The 15,692-nt window shown below is 61.5% G+C and carries 13 protein-coding genes and 1 pseudogene; 4 read left to right on the top strand and 10 right to left on the bottom strand.

Going from position 1 to position 15,692, the window contains the following annotated elements:
* Positions 1-19 precede the first annotated feature (19 nt).
* From KW840_RS15210 to KW840_RS15165, 10 genes and pseudogenes are all read right to left on the bottom strand, one after another.
* Positions 20-1,045: an HAD family phosphatase gene (locus KW840_RS15210; protein WP_218496012.1), complete on the bottom strand. Its 1,026-nt coding sequence runs from the start codon at positions 1,043-1,045 to the stop codon at positions 20-22.
* A complete protein-coding gene (locus KW840_RS15205) occupies positions 1,042-2,469 on the bottom strand; it encodes a BatD family protein (protein ID WP_218496011.1) in 1,428 nt (475 codons plus the stop codon). The genes KW840_RS15210 and KW840_RS15205 overlap by 4 nt, the downstream gene beginning before the upstream one ends.
* Positions 2,466-4,046 (bottom strand): VWA domain-containing protein, encoded by a 1,581-nt coding sequence (locus KW840_RS15200; protein WP_218496010.1) that lies wholly within the window; start codon positions 4,044-4,046, stop codon positions 2,466-2,468. The genes KW840_RS15205 and KW840_RS15200 overlap by 4 nt, the downstream gene beginning before the upstream one ends.
* 1 nt (position 4,047) lies before the next feature.
* Positions 4,048-5,040: a VWA domain-containing protein gene (locus KW840_RS15195; RefSeq protein WP_154860080.1), complete on the bottom strand. Its 993-nt coding sequence runs from the start codon at positions 5,038-5,040 to the stop codon at positions 4,048-4,050.
* Positions 5,027-5,611 (bottom strand): DUF4381 domain-containing protein, encoded by a 585-nt coding sequence (locus tag KW840_RS15190; protein ID WP_218496008.1) that lies wholly within the window; start codon positions 5,609-5,611, stop codon positions 5,027-5,029. Before KW840_RS15190 ends, KW840_RS15195 begins: the two co-directional genes overlap by 14 nt.
* Positions 5,608-6,543 carry a DUF58 domain-containing protein gene (locus tag KW840_RS15185; protein WP_057714978.1) on the bottom strand — a complete coding sequence of 312 codons (936 nt, stop codon included), beginning with the start codon at positions 6,541-6,543 and terminating at the stop codon, positions 5,608-5,610. The genes KW840_RS15190 and KW840_RS15185 overlap by 4 nt, the downstream gene beginning before the upstream one ends.
* Complete coding sequence (locus tag KW840_RS15180) at positions 6,540-7,520, bottom strand: MoxR family ATPase (RefSeq protein ID WP_218496007.1); 981 nt, start codon at positions 7,518-7,520, stop codon at positions 6,540-6,542. Before KW840_RS15180 ends, KW840_RS15185 begins: the two co-directional genes overlap by 4 nt.
* 8 nt (positions 7,521-7,528) lie before the next feature.
* The gene (locus tag KW840_RS15175) at positions 7,529-8,476 is read right to left on the bottom strand and encodes a transporter (protein ID WP_218496006.1); all 948 of its coding nucleotides are present in this window, start codon (positions 8,474-8,476) and stop codon (positions 7,529-7,531) included.
* Between the two features lie 115 nt (positions 8,477-8,591).
* Positions 8,592-9,005, bottom strand: a pseudogene (locus KW840_RS15170) (hypothetical protein); the annotation flags it as partial.
* 302 nt (positions 9,006-9,307) lie between these two features.
* The gene (locus tag KW840_RS15165) at positions 9,308-9,733 is read right to left on the bottom strand and encodes a YciI family protein (protein WP_057714975.1); all 426 of its coding nucleotides are present in this window, start codon (positions 9,731-9,733) and stop codon (positions 9,308-9,310) included.
* Between the two features lie 178 nt (positions 9,734-9,911).
* On the opposite strand from KW840_RS15165, the gene KW840_RS15160 reads away from it, so the two are divergent.
* The 4 genes from KW840_RS15160 (at position 9,912) to KW840_RS15145 (ending at position 15,589) form a co-directional block, all read left to right on the top strand.
* The gene (locus KW840_RS15160) at positions 9,912-10,355 is read left to right on the top strand and encodes a hypothetical protein (RefSeq protein WP_057714974.1); all 444 of its coding nucleotides are present in this window, start codon (positions 9,912-9,914) and stop codon (positions 10,353-10,355) included.
* Positions 10,356-10,502: 147 nt separating this feature from the next.
* Complete coding sequence (tpx, locus tag KW840_RS15155; protein WP_057714973.1) at positions 10,503-11,003, top strand: thiol peroxidase; 501 nt, start codon at positions 10,503-10,505, stop codon at positions 11,001-11,003.
* A gap of 177 nt (positions 11,004-11,180) precedes the next feature.
* Positions 11,181-12,497, top strand: coding sequence for an MdtA/MuxA family multidrug efflux RND transporter periplasmic adaptor subunit (locus KW840_RS15150; RefSeq protein ID WP_218496005.1), 1,317 nt, complete (start codon positions 11,181-11,183; stop codon positions 12,495-12,497).
* Entirely contained in the window at positions 12,494-15,589 is a 3,096-nt protein-coding gene (locus KW840_RS15145) for an MdtB/MuxB family multidrug efflux RND transporter permease subunit (RefSeq protein ID WP_218496004.1), read from the top strand. The genes KW840_RS15150 and KW840_RS15145 overlap by 4 nt, the downstream gene beginning before the upstream one ends.
* Positions 15,590-15,692 lie beyond the last annotated feature (103 nt).

The raw sequence follows: 15,692 nt of genomic DNA, 5'->3' as shown, positions 1-15,692 counted from the left end.
GGTCCTGCGTAACGTCTTTTTATTGCACTTGCTCGGAAGTGGCGGCATCGAACGGGTAGATACGACGCCATTCGGACGCCATGTCGACGACCGTCCAGCCACGCTTGTTTGCTTCGTCCAGGGCCTTGTCCAGACGACCGATCTGCGACTGCCGGTCGTATGCCCATTCGCGTTTGGCGTCGGTGTGATGCACCAGGCCCATGAATCGTTTGCCGGGACCGTCGGCGGTCCACTGGAGCATTTGCAGGTCGCCGTCGGAGTTGCCGAAGGCGAGGATTGGCCGACGACCGATCACCGCGTCGATGCTTTCCGGTTTGCCCGGGCCATCGTCGTTGTGGGCCAGTTTCGGCGTGCGCAGGATCGACGCCTTGCCATCCTTGTATTCAAAGCTGGTAACGAAGGTCGTGCCGATAACCTGCTCGGGCGGTACCCCATAGACCTTCTCGGCGAAGGCTCTCATGAACCCGGTGTCGCCACCGGAGACGATGTAGGTCTTGAAGTCTTTGCCGCGCAGGTAGTCGAGCATCTCCAGCATCGGCTGGAAGATCATTTCGGTGTACGGCTTGCCGGTTTTCGGGTGCCTGGCCTGACTCAGCCAGGTCTTGGCATAGTCATCGAACGCTTCGGTGGTCATGCCGGTGTGGGTCGCACCGAAGATCTTCAGCAGGCCCTCCATGCCGGTGGCGGCCAGTGCCTTGTGATCGTTTTCCAGCACGGCCTGGAACGGCTGGGTGGTTTTCCATTCCGGGTGTTGCGGCGCGGTGCGTTTGACTTCTTCCAGGGCGAACAGCAACTCGAAGTACATCGGTTGCTCGCTCCACAAGGTGCCGTCGTTGTCGAACACGGCAATGCGGTCCTCGGGTTTGACGAAGTCCTTGTTGTTTTGATCGGTGACCGTCTGCACGAACTCGATGATCTGTTTTTTCGACGGACCGTCGTTCCAGGAGGGCAGTGGCTCGGCTGCCTGCACCAGCAGCGGCAGGCTCAAGGCCAGGGTCAGCAAAAACTTGAAGCCCGGGTGGCGCAACGTCATCGGATTTGTCATGGGAATTCCTTCTCGTGAACCGGGTTGAGTGGGCGCAGGGCAGGTGCGACTGATTCCCTGTTACGCTCGGCCTGACTATGCAGCGTAGACAAGGATTCCCTGATTTGGCGCAGCGCCTGGTCTTTGTCCGGTTCGCGGCCATAACAGGCGCGCAGGAAGGTTTGCAGGCGTGGGCCGAGGCCGGTCAGTTTCAGGCCCTGGCGGCTGCGTCGGGTCCACAGGTACAGGGCGCTGAGTTGCACCGGTTTGCCTTCGATCTGCGGCGGGATCTGCCGCCACGCGTAGTCGGCGGACTCCAGCCAGGCGGCATGTCGGGCGCGGCGTCGGGCTTGCCACTTGAGGTGCGTGCGGTGTACGAGCGGGCGACTGAACCAGCCGAGTGCCATTACCGCCAACACCAGTGTCAATAGTCCGAACCAGTGCCCTGAAAGGTGCAGGCGATTCTGCTGGCCGAGTTTTTTCAGGTCTTCGGTAATGGAAAACACCGGCTTGTAGGCGCTGTTGGCCACCGCGTCGAAGGTCACGGCAGGCACCGTGGCCGTGCGGGTTTGCTGGCTGCTGGCATCCCACCATTTGATTTCGACGGATGGCAGGCTGTAGTGGCCTTCGGTGTCGATTCGATAAGTCACGCTGTCGATGCGCTGGCCGCCATTGAAGTTGCCGCGACCGTCATCCAGATTGCGGATCTGCGGTGCTTTCGGGTAGCGGCTCAGGCCCTTGATGACATCCTGCGTCGGTGTCGGCAGTGACATGGCCAGGGCACCGTCGGCCTGCAAGGTCAGTTCCCGGGTGATGCTGTCGCCGACCTTCAGCGGCGTGGCCGAATTGACGGTCTTCTGGGTAAACCGCAGCCCTTGAGCCACCAGCACTGTCTCACCGGGCTGGAACCCCGGTGGTTGCGCGGCATTGAAATGCAAAGGCTGGCTTTGGGCGCTGAGTTCGTGGCTGGCCTGACCCGGTGTGGCTTGTACCGTCAGTGCCGGAATGTCAAAGCCTTGGGCCAGGTTCGGGGTGATCAGGTAGCTGTAGCGCATGCCGCTGAAGGACTGGCCGTCGAAGGTCTGGTTGATGTGCTGGGCATGGCCGTCCGGTGGCATCACCAATGCGCCGGGCAGTTTCAGGTCGGGCAGGGTGGGGGCGCTGGTGAACCAGGAGTCGGTGAAGACATCGAGTTGCAACTTGACCAGGCTGCCGACCATGACGGGGTCGGCGGCTTGCAGGGTGGCTTGGACTTTCAACTGAGGGTCGGCGGCGAATGTGTTGAGGCTGATCAGGCTAATGAGCAGGGCGCAGAGTGTTGTGGTGATTGATCTGGCGCCATCGCGAGCAGGCTCGCTCCTACAGTGGATTTGTGGGGTGCTTGGATCAAATGTGGGAGCGGGCTTGCCCGCGATGGCGGCGACGCGGTTTTTGAGGCTGATCATGGCTTGACCCCCGCCTGATCCTGCAAGCTGAATTTCTGCTTGAGGAATTTCGCCGGAGATGTGGTGAGATTCTGCAACCATTGCTCATCCGAGGCCGCTTGCTGGGTTTCCACCTTTTTGCTTTGGCCTTTACCCGGCGCCTTGTCCATCTTGATTTCGTCGGGTTTGACCTCTGGCGTGTTTTTCTCGGCGCTTTCGGTGTCTTTCTGCAAGGCAATGGCCAGGGCCAGGTTGGCCGTGGCTTCCGGGAACTGCGGTTGCAATTTCAGCGCCTGGGTATAGGACGCGATGGCCTGATCGAACTTGAACCGGCGCACGTAGATGTTGCCCAGGTAGAAATACGCCTGCGGTGTATCGAGCCGAGCGAAGCTGGCCAGTGCCAGATCGAAATCGGCGGCGTTGTAGGCGGCCACGCCTTTCCAGTACGGATCGACAAATAGCGCCGCCGCCTGAGGGTAGTGCTCATGTTCGAAGGCCCAGCGACCTTGCTGGTCGCGGGTGAAAAAGGCATCGGTCAGCGCGTTGGCCTGTGCCGGCGCCGGTTGCAGGCCCAAGCCCACCGCCAGCAGTAGTGCAGCCATCCAGTTCAGGCTCCAGCCCCTGCGTACGCTGAAGAAGGCGAGCAACAACAGCGGCCAGCACAGCCAGTAACCGGCGTCTTTCCAGTGCAATTCGCGCTGCTCGTCACTGGCTGCCTGGAAGTGCTGCTCGGCGTGCAGTTCGATCCAGTCCAGATCGTCATCGTTGAGGGTCAGGCTGCCCAGCGGGGCGTCCAGCGTTGAGGCAAGCTGCTTGAGGGCGTCCTGATCGAAGCTGCCGAGTTGCGGGCGACCGTCGCTGTCGGTGCGTGGCTGGCCGCTGGCATCGCGGATGATCCCGCCGTCGCTGCTGCCGGCCGCCAATATCAGCACTTGCAGCGCACTGTCTGCCAGTTGCTTGTCCAGCCCGGCCAGTGCCGAGGTGTCGGCGCCATTGGTGATCAACAGCAGGGTGCCGGGCGTTTTCTCGGCGGCGAGCAGGCGCTTGGCCTGATCGATGACCGCGCTGACATTTTTCCCCGGTTTGCTGATCAGGTCGGTGCTCAGGGCCTGAATGAACGTATCGAGCAGCGCCGGGTCGTCGGTGGCGGGCAACACCAGATGCGCGCTGCCGGCGTAGGCAATCAAGGCATTGCGCGAACCGGCGCGGCGCTGGATCAAGTCGTGGAGCTTGTGCTTGACCGCTTCCAGGCGACTGGGTGGAACGTCGCTGGCGTCCATGGTGGGCGACAGGTCGATGGCAATGATCAGCGGCGCACGGTTTTCCAGAAAGTCCGGCCGATCCTGCTCCCAGGTCGGCCCGGCGGCGGCGATGGCGCCCAGTACCAGCTGCGCACATACCAGGTGCACGGGACGCAGGCGTTGCCGATCCTGCGGGGTGATCAGCAGATGCGGCAGCAGGTGCGCCGCGATGTTGCTGCGCAAACGCCGTTGCAGGTCCTGGTTGCGCCGCCACAGCAATGGCAGCAATGCGCCGAACACCGCGAGCAACAGCCACAGTGGGCGCAGGAAATGGAAGTCGCTGAGGTTGATGTCCATGTCAGGCTTCCTGCCGTTGACGGGCGAGCATCAGCCGTGGAAGCAGCAGGGCGCCCAGGTGATAAAGCGCCAGCAGGGCAATGGCAGCGCCCAGCGGCCACCAGAACAGATCGCGTTTGGGCTGGTGGCTGAGGGTTTTCACCTGATGCGGGGTGAGTTTGTCCAGAGTGCTGTAGACCTGATCCAGGGCGTTGCGGTCTTCGGCGCGGAAGAAACGCCCGCCCGTGGCTTGGGCAATGTCCTGCAAGCCTTGCAGGTTGACCCTGGCTTCGCCCTCGGCAGTCGGGTCGCCGATGCCGATGGTGTGAATCACTACGCCTTTGGCCGCGGCCATGGCGGCCGCGTGATCCGGGGTGATGGCGCTGCTGGTGTCATTTCCATCAGTGAGCAGGATCAGCACTTTTTCCTGCTCGTGGGCCTGGGCCAGCAGTTTCAGGCTCAGGCCGATGGCGTCGCCGATGGCGGTGTTGGGGCCGGCCATGCCGATGCCGGTGTCGTCCAGAAGTAGCGACAGGCTGGCGTGGTCGAGGGTCAGCGGTGCCTGCGGATAGGCACCTGTGCCGAACACGATCAGTCCGATTCGATCGTCTTTACGTTTGTCGATGAACCCGTGCACCACTTCCTTGACTGCGGCCAGGCGATTGATTTTCTGGCCGTTGGCGTCGGTGAAATCGGTGGTTTCCATCGACTGGGAAATGTCGATGGCCAGCATCAGGTCCCGCACCGGCTGCTGGCGCTCGATGGGCTTTTCCACCAACACAGGCCGACTCGCCGCCACCAGCAGCAGCGTCCAGACCAGCAGATTCAGGAGCAATTGCCAGCCGTTGCTGCGGGTGCCGGCCTGGCTCGGTGCCTGGCCGACGGCGCGGCTCATCGCCCCGAAAAACGGTACACGCACGGCGCTGCGCGCTTCGCGGTAGTCGGACAGGTAGCGATAGCCGAACCACGGCAGCGGCAGCAGGATCAGCAGCCAGGGGTAATCAAGCTGCCACATGATGACGCTCCACCCAGGTTTTGCAGGTGCTGAACAGCTGTTGGCGCTGTTCATTGGGCATGTCCCGCAATGTTGCGTCGGGGGCGTAGGCCAGCAGCGACAGTTGTTGGCTGAAGTCGACGGGTAGCGGCTGTTTACTGTGCCGCTGCAAAAATGCCTGCCAGTCCTCTTTCCCCAACCCCGCTGGAGAGTCCTGTGGGAGCGAGCTTGCTCGCGATGAGACCGTTACATTCAAAGGTGGTGGTGACTGACCGGACGCCATCGCGAGCAAGCTCGCTCCCACAGGTTTTGCGGAGGGCATCGAGAGGGCCACGCGCTTGAGCAACTCAGGAAGCTCGCGCAACGCATTCAGGTCATTGCTGCGCTGCTGCAATTCCTCCAGCCGCACCAACGCCTCGCGCCGATAGCGATCGCGCCGCCATTGCCGGTAGCGCCGCGCGCCGGTCACCACCAACGTAACGATCAACAACGCCAGCAACGCCCACCACCCCCAGGTTTGCGGTGCATAACTGACCGGCGCCGGCAGCGCCATTTCCTTGAGCTGGTCGATGCTCGGGATAGCGGGGTTCATCGGCGCCCTCCGGTAAGCTTGCCCAGTTCGGCGCGCAGTTGTTCGTGGGCTTCTGTTGCGGTGCTGAACATCATCAGTGGCACCTGGCTGCGGCGCAGCAAAGTCGCGACATCCTTGAGCCGCCCGCTGAGAAAGTCCCCAAGCGGCTGGTGCACCTGTTGCCGATCCACCGCCAGCTCCACCTGCAATTGCCCTTGGGTGACCAGCACGCGGCCATTTTTCGGCAGGTTAAGCGCCAGCGGGTCATACACCTGCATGGCAATTACATCGTTGTGCGCCGCCAGTTGCCGCATCAGTTGCAAGGTGCGTTCGCCGGCCCCGGCGAAGTCGCTGACGATGCAGATCAGGTGATCGTGACCGGCCACGGCCAGGCAATGCTGCAGGACCTTGTCGAGCCGGTCTTCGCCCTCGGCGTCCGGGTTGGCGGCATTGAGCGCCTGGTTCTGCTGGGCGATGCGGCTGCACAGCGCTTCGATCCGTTTGCGGCTGCGCAGCGGGGCGATGCTGTCGATGCGTTGATCGTTGAAGACCAGTCCACCGACGCGGTCGCCGGCGTTGAACACCATCCACGCCGCCAGGGCACCGAGCTCGGCGGCGACCGCGGATTTGAAGCTGCGTTGCGAACCAAAGAACATCGACATGCGCTGGTCGACGAGGATCAGCGCCGGGCGGTCGCGCTCTTCGGTGAATGTCCGTACCACCGGTTTGCCGGTGCGCAGGGATGCGCGCCAGTCGAGGTGACGCAAATCGTCCCCCGGCTGATAGCGCCGCAGTTCATCGAAGTTCAGGCCCCGGCCACGCAAACGCGAAGCGTGGTTGCCGGCCAGGATGCTGCCCTGGGGCTGACGCGCCAGAAAACTCAGGTCACGGGCCTTGAACTCCAGGGCCATCAACTGCGCCAGAGAGACATACACCAGGCCGTCGGTGTTCACGCAGGAATCGCCACTTTATCGAGCAGACGGTCGAGCACCTGATCGGCGCTCACGCCATCGGCCACTGCGTCGTAGCTCAGTTGCAGACGATGGCGCAGCACCGGGTGCACCACGGCGCGGACGTTGTCCGGCGAAACGAAATCCTGGCCCTGCAACCAGGCGTCCGCCCGGGCGCAGCGGTCCAGACCGATGCCGCCGCGAGGGCTGGCGCCGATGCTGATCCAGCGCCCGAGGTCGGCGTCGTAATCGGCCGGGTGGCGAGTGGCGTTGATCAGGTCGATCAGGTAGCGGTCGATGGCCGGGGAGACGTGCACGGCGCTGACTTCACGGCGCGCGGCGAACACCACGTCCTGAGACAACGAGAATCCCTGCACCGCAGCGGTCCTGGCGCCGAGGGCCTGTTCTTCTTCGCGCAGCAGACGCAGCACCTGGCTTTCGTTTTCCGCGCTCGGGTAATCGAGCAACACCTTCATCAGGAAGCGGTCCATCTGTGCTTCCGGCAGCGGGTACGTGCCTTCCTGTTCGATCGGGTTCTGAGTCGCTACCACAATGAACAGTTCCGGCAGCACATGGCTGTTGCCGGCCACGGTGATCTGGCGTTCTTCCATGGCTTCGAGCAACGCCGCCTGGACCTTGGCCGGCGCACGGTTGATTTCGTCGGCGAGAATCAGGTTGCCGAACAGCGGGCCGGGCTGGAAGCGGATTTCGTTCTTGCCTTCGACCTGATGCAGCACCTCGGCGCCGGTGATGTCCGACGGCAGCAAATCCGGGGTGAACTGGATGCGACTCATCTTCGCGTCCAGGTGTGTGGCCAATGCTTTCACCGTACGGGTCTTGGCCAGGCCGGGCAGGCTTTCCAGCAGCAGGTGACCGTTGGCCAGCAGGCCCACAAGGATTTGTCGAATGACCTGATCCTGGCCGAGCACGGCTTCGGCGATGCTGGCTTGCAGGGCATTGAGGTCGTTGAGTGCGGTCATGGGGTCTCCTAGAAAAACGCCAGGGTCATGTTGACGCTGAAACCATTGCCTTCAGGTCGGTTCTTGGTATCGAACTCCGGGACCCAGCGAGCACTGATATTGGCCTGGGCGTCGGCGAACTTGCCGGTCCAGCCCACTGTCGGGCCAGCGCCGACGGAGCGCCCGCGAAAGCCACTGGTTGCGCCGGATCCGGAGTCATCGGTGACCTGCTGGATATAGCCTGCCACCATGCCGGCGTTCCAGCCGTTGCCGAATCCATGGGTCCACAGTGCATCGAGGGTGAAAATGTTGCCGTTGCGATAATCCGTGGCGTCGTTCTCGGTGTAGAACTCCAGGCCGCTCGACAGGGTGAATTCGCCGCCCTTGCCATCCAGGTGGGTGAACGCCACGGTAGGCATGAAGGTGTAATTGTTCTGCCCGGGGTTGGCCAGGCGATCGACGTTGTAGGCGCCTGTCGGCACGTAGATCGGTAGCGAGAACGAGATGTGGTTGAGTTCGTCGAAGTGGTAGCCGGCCGCAATCGGGGTCACCAGCATGTCGGCGAACTGGGTGCCGGTGTCCGAGGTGCCCAGGGTACGGCCACGGGGGCCGGTCACGTTGGCGGTGATGTCGGTGTACTGCACTGGCACGCCTATGGCCGAGGCATAGTTCCAGGGACCTTTGCCGGTGTCCCAGACATGGGTGAAGTTGGCCATGGTGTAGGAAACCTTCATGTCCAGCCCGGTACTGATGGCACCCACGATCGGCACTTGAGCGCTGCCCTTGAGTTCGCCGTCGTACCAGATGCTGGTCAGGGACATGACCCAACCCGGCTCCGGGGGCACGACCCCTGCGTTGGAAAACACTTGCTGCCCGGTGATGGGGCGACCGACACCACCCTCGGCCGCCAGTACCAATGGACTACCGCTGACCATGCACAGCGCCAACAAGGGGCGCACTACGAGAGGCCTGAACATGCCTGACTCCGTTTATTGTTTTGGGGTGACAGGAGTCAGCAACGGCATGTGCCATTGGCCGTTGGTGACTTCCGGTTTTGGCAGATACAAACGCAAAATCCCGTAGAACGGACCACCCCAGTTCATCCTGCTCGGCGGTTGGCGCAGTGATTTGCGGGCCGATGCCCAGCTGCACGCCTTTGGTCTTGAGCAGGAAAATGTCGAATACGTTCAGGTCGCCGATGCCGGTGCTGTAGCCGTTGTGCGGATCGGGTCGGGTGCTGACGGGGAGCGTGACGCGCAGCAACTGCGGGACGCCTATGACGTCATTGGCTGCCATCGGAAGGGCGCCGCGCAGCAGCGCATCATTGGTGTGAGCGTTGGTATCGAACAGCTTGGGTGTGTAGTAATCCTGCAGGTTTATACCGGGTGCCAGGTTCAGCGGGTTGTTGCTTTTGTTGGCGGTCTCGGCGTTATCCGCGTGAGCACAAAAAGCAGGTGCGAATGAAGTCACCCATACAAAGGCGTACTTCCGCAAATTCTTAGACATTAATCCCCCCGTTCCCTGGTGGCTGATTGGGCAGACGGCCCCTGAATCTGGCCGTAACTGCGTGATCCCTTTCCGATCAAGCCTGTAGGACTCGTCAGATGAACTTAGCAGTTAACCGCGGGTTAACCAGTAGGAAGGATTAATTCTTTCGTTTTGTGGGCGGTTTCTCGTGAATTTCGTGTACTAAAAAGTTAATACGGATCAAGCGTTTGCCCAAACAAGTTAAGTAACTATCTAGCCGATGCAGGAGCGAGCCTGCTCGCTCCCACACGAAACTCAAGCAATAGCCGGTTCAGTCAACCTCAGTTCTTTTTCGCCTGTTCCCAAACCCGCTGTTCCTGCTCGCGCAGTTCCGGTGTGAACTCTGCACCAAAATCTTCCGCTTCAAACACCTGGCGAATCTCGATCTCGGCCTCGGTGCCCGGCATCGGGTTGGGGCAGCGCTTGACCCATTCGATGGCTTCTTCCTTGGACTTCACTTTCCACAACCAGAAACCGGCAATCAGTTCCTTGGTTTCGATGAAGGGGCCGTCGATCACCGTGCGTTTGTCACCTGAAAACTTTATACGAGCGCCTTTGCTGCTCGGGTGCAGGCCTTCGCCCGCGAGCATGATGCCGGCCTTGACCAGTTCTTCGTTGTAGTTACCCATGGCGGTCAGCAGTTCCTGGCTGGGCATCACGCCGGCTTCGGAATCCTGGCTGGCCTTGATGATGATCATAAATCGCATGGTGATGTCTCCGTTGTAATTGAGTGACTCGCTTAATAGTCGAATGGCTGCGTTGCAAATCGACAGCCCCTCAAAAAAATTGTCGTAGCAGACACTTTGGCAGGTTTCATTTCGACCGCCATTTCGCTACACCGTATTTCTGGCGCGCCTGTCCAGCGATCAAAGGAATGTTTCCTGTATGCCAATTCTGGAACTCACCACACTCATCCCAGGTCGCACGCCCGAACAGGTCCTCGATTTCTGCCTGGAAGGCGTCAATTTCCCAAGGATTTTTCCCGAACGCATTACCCCGCTGGGCGATATCGATCTGAACAACTTGCGGATTGAAGCCGGGCGGCAATTCCGCTTTCGCCACTGGATGTTCAATGTGATTCCGTCGGACTGGACGGTGGTGATCCGTGAAGTCGGTGAAATGCATTTCATCGACGAGATGCTAAAGGGACCGATGCGTGCCTTTCGTCATGAACATCGGGTCGAGGCGGGAGAGGGCGGTACGCTATATACCGACCGGGTGACGTATTCGGCGATGGGGGGGGCGCCATTGGAGTGGTTGCTGGTCAATGGCTACATGCGGAGGATTTTCGAGGCGCGACATCGCAATATGCTGCAGTTACTCAAGTAGCACCGCTCCCACAGGATTGTGGGTTGTATCCAGTTTTGTGCTCTGATACATGACAATTTATGTTTGACCATAGGTCGTCGGACAATTTCGTGGTTAACTTCGGCCTCGTCAAAATTCTCCACCACAACGTTCAGAAGGACTCCGTTCATGGCTCAAGTCACTCTCAAAGGCAACCCGGTTCAAGTCAACGGCCAACTGCCACAAGCCGGTTCCAAGGCGCCAGCCTTTTCCCTGGTTGCCGGCAATCTGTCCGACGTCACCCTGAAGGACTTTGCCGGCAAGCGCAAAGTGCTGAACATCTTCCCAAGCGTTGATACCCCGACCTGCGCCACCTCCGTGCGCCAGTTCAACGCCAAGGCCAGCAGCGTCGACAACACTGTCGTGCTGTGCATCTCCGCTGACCTGCCGTTCGCCCAGGCCCGTTTCTGCGGTGCCGAAGGCCTGGAAAACGTACAGAACCTGTCGACCCTGCGTGGTGCCGAGTTCATCCAGAACTACGGCGTGGCCATCGCCGACGGCCCGCTCAAAGGCTTGACCGCTCGTGCCGTCGTGGTTCTGGACGAAAACGACAACGTGCTGCACAGCGAACTGGTTGGCGAAATCGCTGACGAGCCGAACTATGACGCGGCACTTGCTGTTCTGAAATAAGCCGGGCTTTACAATGTTTAACGGCCTGGCCCTGTCCAGGCCGTTTTCATTTGTGTTTCAGTGTCTTGGATAATTCTCCTGTTACGTAAGCCGAAGGTAAATTGCCGGTAAAGGCGCTTTGCTTAAAACCCGCCAGTGCTTATCGTTCAGCCTCATGTAAAAAAGCCCACGCGCCCAATGGTTGATCACTCAATGCAATCCTCCGCTTCCCGTAGTCCTCGTCGCTGGCTGTTCGGCCTGCTTGTCCTGTTGGTCATCGCTGGCCTGTGCTGGAAATTCTGGCCCGGCAGCGCTGCACCCAAAGAGGCTACGGGGCAGAAAGCCGTCGCCGGGCATACCGGCAGGTCGGGCGGGATGCGCCCGGGATTCGGTGGCGCGTCCGGGCCGGTGCCGGTGCGAGTGGCTCCGGCAGTCACCGGTGACTTCCCGCTGTATTTCAAGGCGTTGGGCACGGTCACGGCGCTCAACACCATCAATGTCCGCAGTCGCGTTGGCGGTGAGTTGGTCAAGATCTATTTCGAAGAAGGGCAGATGGTCAAGGCCGGCGACATGCTCGTCGAAATCGACCCGCGCCCTTACCAGAATGCCTTGCTTCAGGCCGAGGGCACCTTGCTACAGAATCAGGCGCAGCTGAAAAACGCCCAGGTCGACGTCGAGCGCTATCGCGGCCTGTACCGCGAAGACAGTATTGCCAAGCAGACCCTGGACACCGCCGAAGCGCTGGTCGGTCAGTTCCAGGGCACGGTCAAGACCAATCAGGCGGCGGTCAACGACGCCAGGCTCAACCTCGAATTCACCAGGATCCGCGCCCCGATCACCGGTCGCGTCGGCCTACGTCAACTGGACGTCGGCAACCTGGTAGCGGCCAACGACACCACCGCATTGGCGATCATCACCCAGACCCAACCGATCAGCGTGGCCTTCACCCTGCCGGAAAACAGCCTCGACACCGTGCTGGCCCGTTATCGCAGCGGCGCCAAACTGCCGGCTGAAGCCTGGGACCGCGGTGATACCAAACTCCAAGCCACGGGCGTGCTGCAGAGCCTGGACAACCAGATCGACGTCACCACCGGCACCCTGAAATTCAAGGCCCGTTACGAGAACCGCGATCAGTCGCTGTTCCCCAACCAGTTCGTCAATGTGCGCCTGTTGGCCGACACCCTCAAAGACGTGGTACTGGCGCCTTCCGCCGCGATCCAGTTCGGCACCAACGGCACGTTCGCCTATGTCCTGGACGGTGACAAGAAGGTCAAGATCCGTCAGTTGAAAGTCGGCGCCAGCGACGGCCTGAACACTGTGGTCACCGAAGGATTGTCGACGGGCGATCGGGTCGTACTGGAAGGCACTGACCGCCTGAAAGACGGCAGCGATGTGGAGGTGGTCAACGACAGCCAGGACGTGCCGACCTCGCCGACCGAACACCTGCAAGGCAAATCGGCGGTCAACGCGGCTGAGCCTGTGACCACCGACAAGGCGAAAAAGGGCGGCGCATGAATCTCTCGCGGCTGTTCATCCTTCGCCCGGTAGCCACCACGCTGAGCATGCTGGCGATTATCCTGGCCGGCGTCATCGCCTACCGGTTGCTGCCGGTGTCGGCGTTGCCCCAGGTCGATTACCCGACCATTCGCGTCATGACCTTGTACCCCGGCGCCAGTCCGGATGTCATGACCAGCGCGGTGACCGCGCCACTTGAGCGGCAGTTCGGGCAGATGCCCGGCCTGACGCAAATGGCGTCCACCAGTTCCGGCGGCGCGTCGGTGCTGACCCTGCGGTTCAGCCTCGACATCAACATGGATGTGGCCGAGCAGCAAGTGCAGGCGGCGATCAACGCCGCGACCAACCTGTTGCCCAAGGACCTGCCGGCACCGCCGGTGTACAACAAGGTCAACCCGGCCGATACGCCGGTGCTGACCCTGGCCATCACTTCCAAGACCATGTTGTTGCCCAAGCTCAACGATCTGGTCGATACGCGCATGGCGCAGAAGATTGCCCAGATCAGCGGCGTCGGCATGGTCAGCATTGCCGGTGGTCAACGCCAGGCCGTGCGGATCAAGGTCAATCCCGAGGCTTTGGCGGCCAACGGCCTGAACCTGTCGGATGTGCGCACGCTGATCGGCGCCTCCAACGTCAACCAGCCCAAAGGCAACTTCGACGGCCCGACCCGGGTCTCGATGCTCGATGCCAACGATCAACTGACGTCGCCCAAGGACTACGCCAACCTGATCCTGGCCTACGCCAACGGCGCGCCGTTGCGGCTCAAGGACGTGGCGGAGATCGTCGACGGCGCCGAGAACGAGCGGCTCGCGGCGTGGGCCAATGAGAACCAGGCCGTGCTGCTGAACATCCAGCGTCAGCCCGGCGCCAACGTGATCGAGGTGGTGGACCGGATCAAGGCCCTGCTGCCGAGCATCACCGACAACCTGCCGGCCGGCCTCGACGTGGTGGTGCTGACCGACCGCACCCAGACCATCCGCGCCTCGGTCAAGGACGTGCAGCACGAATTGCTGATCGCCATCGCCCTGGTGGTCATGGTCACCTTCCTGTTCCTGCGTCGCGCCAGCGCCACGATCATTCCGTCGGTGGCCGTGCCGCTGTCGCTGATCGGTACGTTCGGCGTGATGTACCTGGCTGGGTTCTCGGTCAATAACCTGACCCTGATGGCCCTGACCATAGCCACCGGTTTCGTGGTGGACGATGCGATCGTCATGCTGGAGAACATTTCGCGTTTCATCGAGGAGGGCGACAGCCCGCTGAACGCGGCGCTCAAGGGCGCCAAGCAGATCGGTTTCACCCTGATCTCCCTGACGTTGTCGCTGATCGCCGTGCTGATTCCGCTGCTGTTCATGGCGGACGTGGTCGGGCGGTTGTTCCGCGAATTTGCCATTACGCTGGCGGTAGCGATCCTGATTTCCCTGGTCGTTTCCCTGACCCTGACGCCGATGATGTGCGCGCGGTTGCTCAAGCGTGAACCCAAGGAAGCAGAGCAGGGCCGTTTTTACCGTGCCAGCGGTGCGTTCATCGGCTGGATGATCGCCGCCTACGGGCGCAAGTTGCAGTGGGTGCTCAAGCACCAGCCGCTGACCTTGATGGTGGCCATTGGCACCTTGGCGCTGACGGTATTGCTGTACATGGTGGTGCCCAAGGGCTTCTTCCCGGTGCAGGACACCGGCGTCATCCAGGGCATTTCCGAAGCGCCGCAATCGATTTCCTTCGCCGCCATGAGCGAGCGCCAGCAGGAACTGGCCAAGGTCATCCTGGCCGACCCGGCGGTCGAGAGCCTGTCCTCCTACATTGGCGTGGACGGCGACAACTCGACCCTCAACAGCGGCCGGTTGCTGATCAACCTCAAGTCGCACAACGACCGCGACCTGAGCGCCATGCAGGTGATTGCCCGCCTGCAACCGGAACTGGACAAACTGGTCGGCATCCGCCTGTTCATGCAGCCGGTGCAGGACCTGACCATCGAAGACCGGGTCAGCCGCACGCAGTACCAGTTCAGCATGTCGTCGCCGGACTCGGAGCTGCTGAGCCTGTGGAGCGGGCGTCTGGTCGAGGCTTTGGCCGACCGGCCGGAATTGACCGACGTCGCCAGCGATTTGCAGGACAAGGGCTTGCAGGTCTATCTGGTGATTGACCGCGATGCGGCGTCGCGGGTCGGTGTGTCGGTGTCGAACATCACCGACGCGCTGTACGACGCCTTTGGTCAGCGGCAGATTTCCACGATCTACACCCAGGCCAGTCAGTACCGCGTGGTGCTGCAATCGCAGTCCGGCGAGAAGATCGGCCCGCAGGCGCTGGAGCAGATTCACGTCAAGACCACCGATGGCGGTCAGGTGCGCCTGTCCAGCCTGGCGCATGTCGAGGAGCGTCAGGCGCAACTGGCGATCACCCACATCGGCCAGTTCCCGGCGGTGATGATGTCCTTCAACCTCGCGCCCGGCGTGGCGCTGGGGCATGCGGTCGAGATCATCGAGCAGGTGCAGAAGGACATCGGCATGCCGATTGGCGTGCAGACCCAGTTCCAGGGCGCGGCGCAGGCGTTCCAGGCTTCGTTGTCGAGCACCTTGCTGCTGATTCTGGCGGCGGTGGTGACCATGTATATCGTGCTGGGTGTGCTTTACGAGAGCTACATCCACCCGATCACCATTCTTTCGACCTTGCCTTCGGCGGCGGTGGGCGCCTTGCTGGCGTTGATCCTCAGCGGCAACGACCTGGGCATGATCGCGATCATCGGCATCATCCTGTTGATCGGCATCGTGAAGAAGAACGCGATCATGATGATCGACTTCGCCCTCGACGCCGAGCGCAACCAGGGCATGGACCCGCAAACGGCGATCTATCAGGCGGCATTGCTGCGTTTCCGGCCGATCCTCATGACCACCCTGGCGGCTTTGTTCGGCGCCGTGCCGTTGATGCTGGCCACCGGTTCCGGCGCGGAACTGCGCCAACCGCTGGGTCTGGTGATGGTCGGCGGCCTGTTGCTGAGCCAGATTCTGACGCTGTTCACTACGCCTGTGATCTATCTGTACTTCGACCGTCTCGGTCGGCGTTTTGGCAAGGCCGACGCTCAGGAGGCGACGGTATGACGCCCCGCAGAACCTGTGGGAGCGAGCTTGCTCGCGAAGGCGTCCGGTCAGTCGACAGGGATGTTGAATGCAAGGCCCTCTTCGCGAGCAAGCCCGCTCCCAC

It is taken from the genome of Pseudomonas sp. PDM30, from assembly GCF_019218985.1.
Classification (GTDB): domain Bacteria; phylum Pseudomonadota; class Gammaproteobacteria; order Pseudomonadales; family Pseudomonadaceae; genus Aquipseudomonas; species Aquipseudomonas jessenii.
This window is presented reverse-complemented; position numbering and strand designations above follow the sequence as displayed.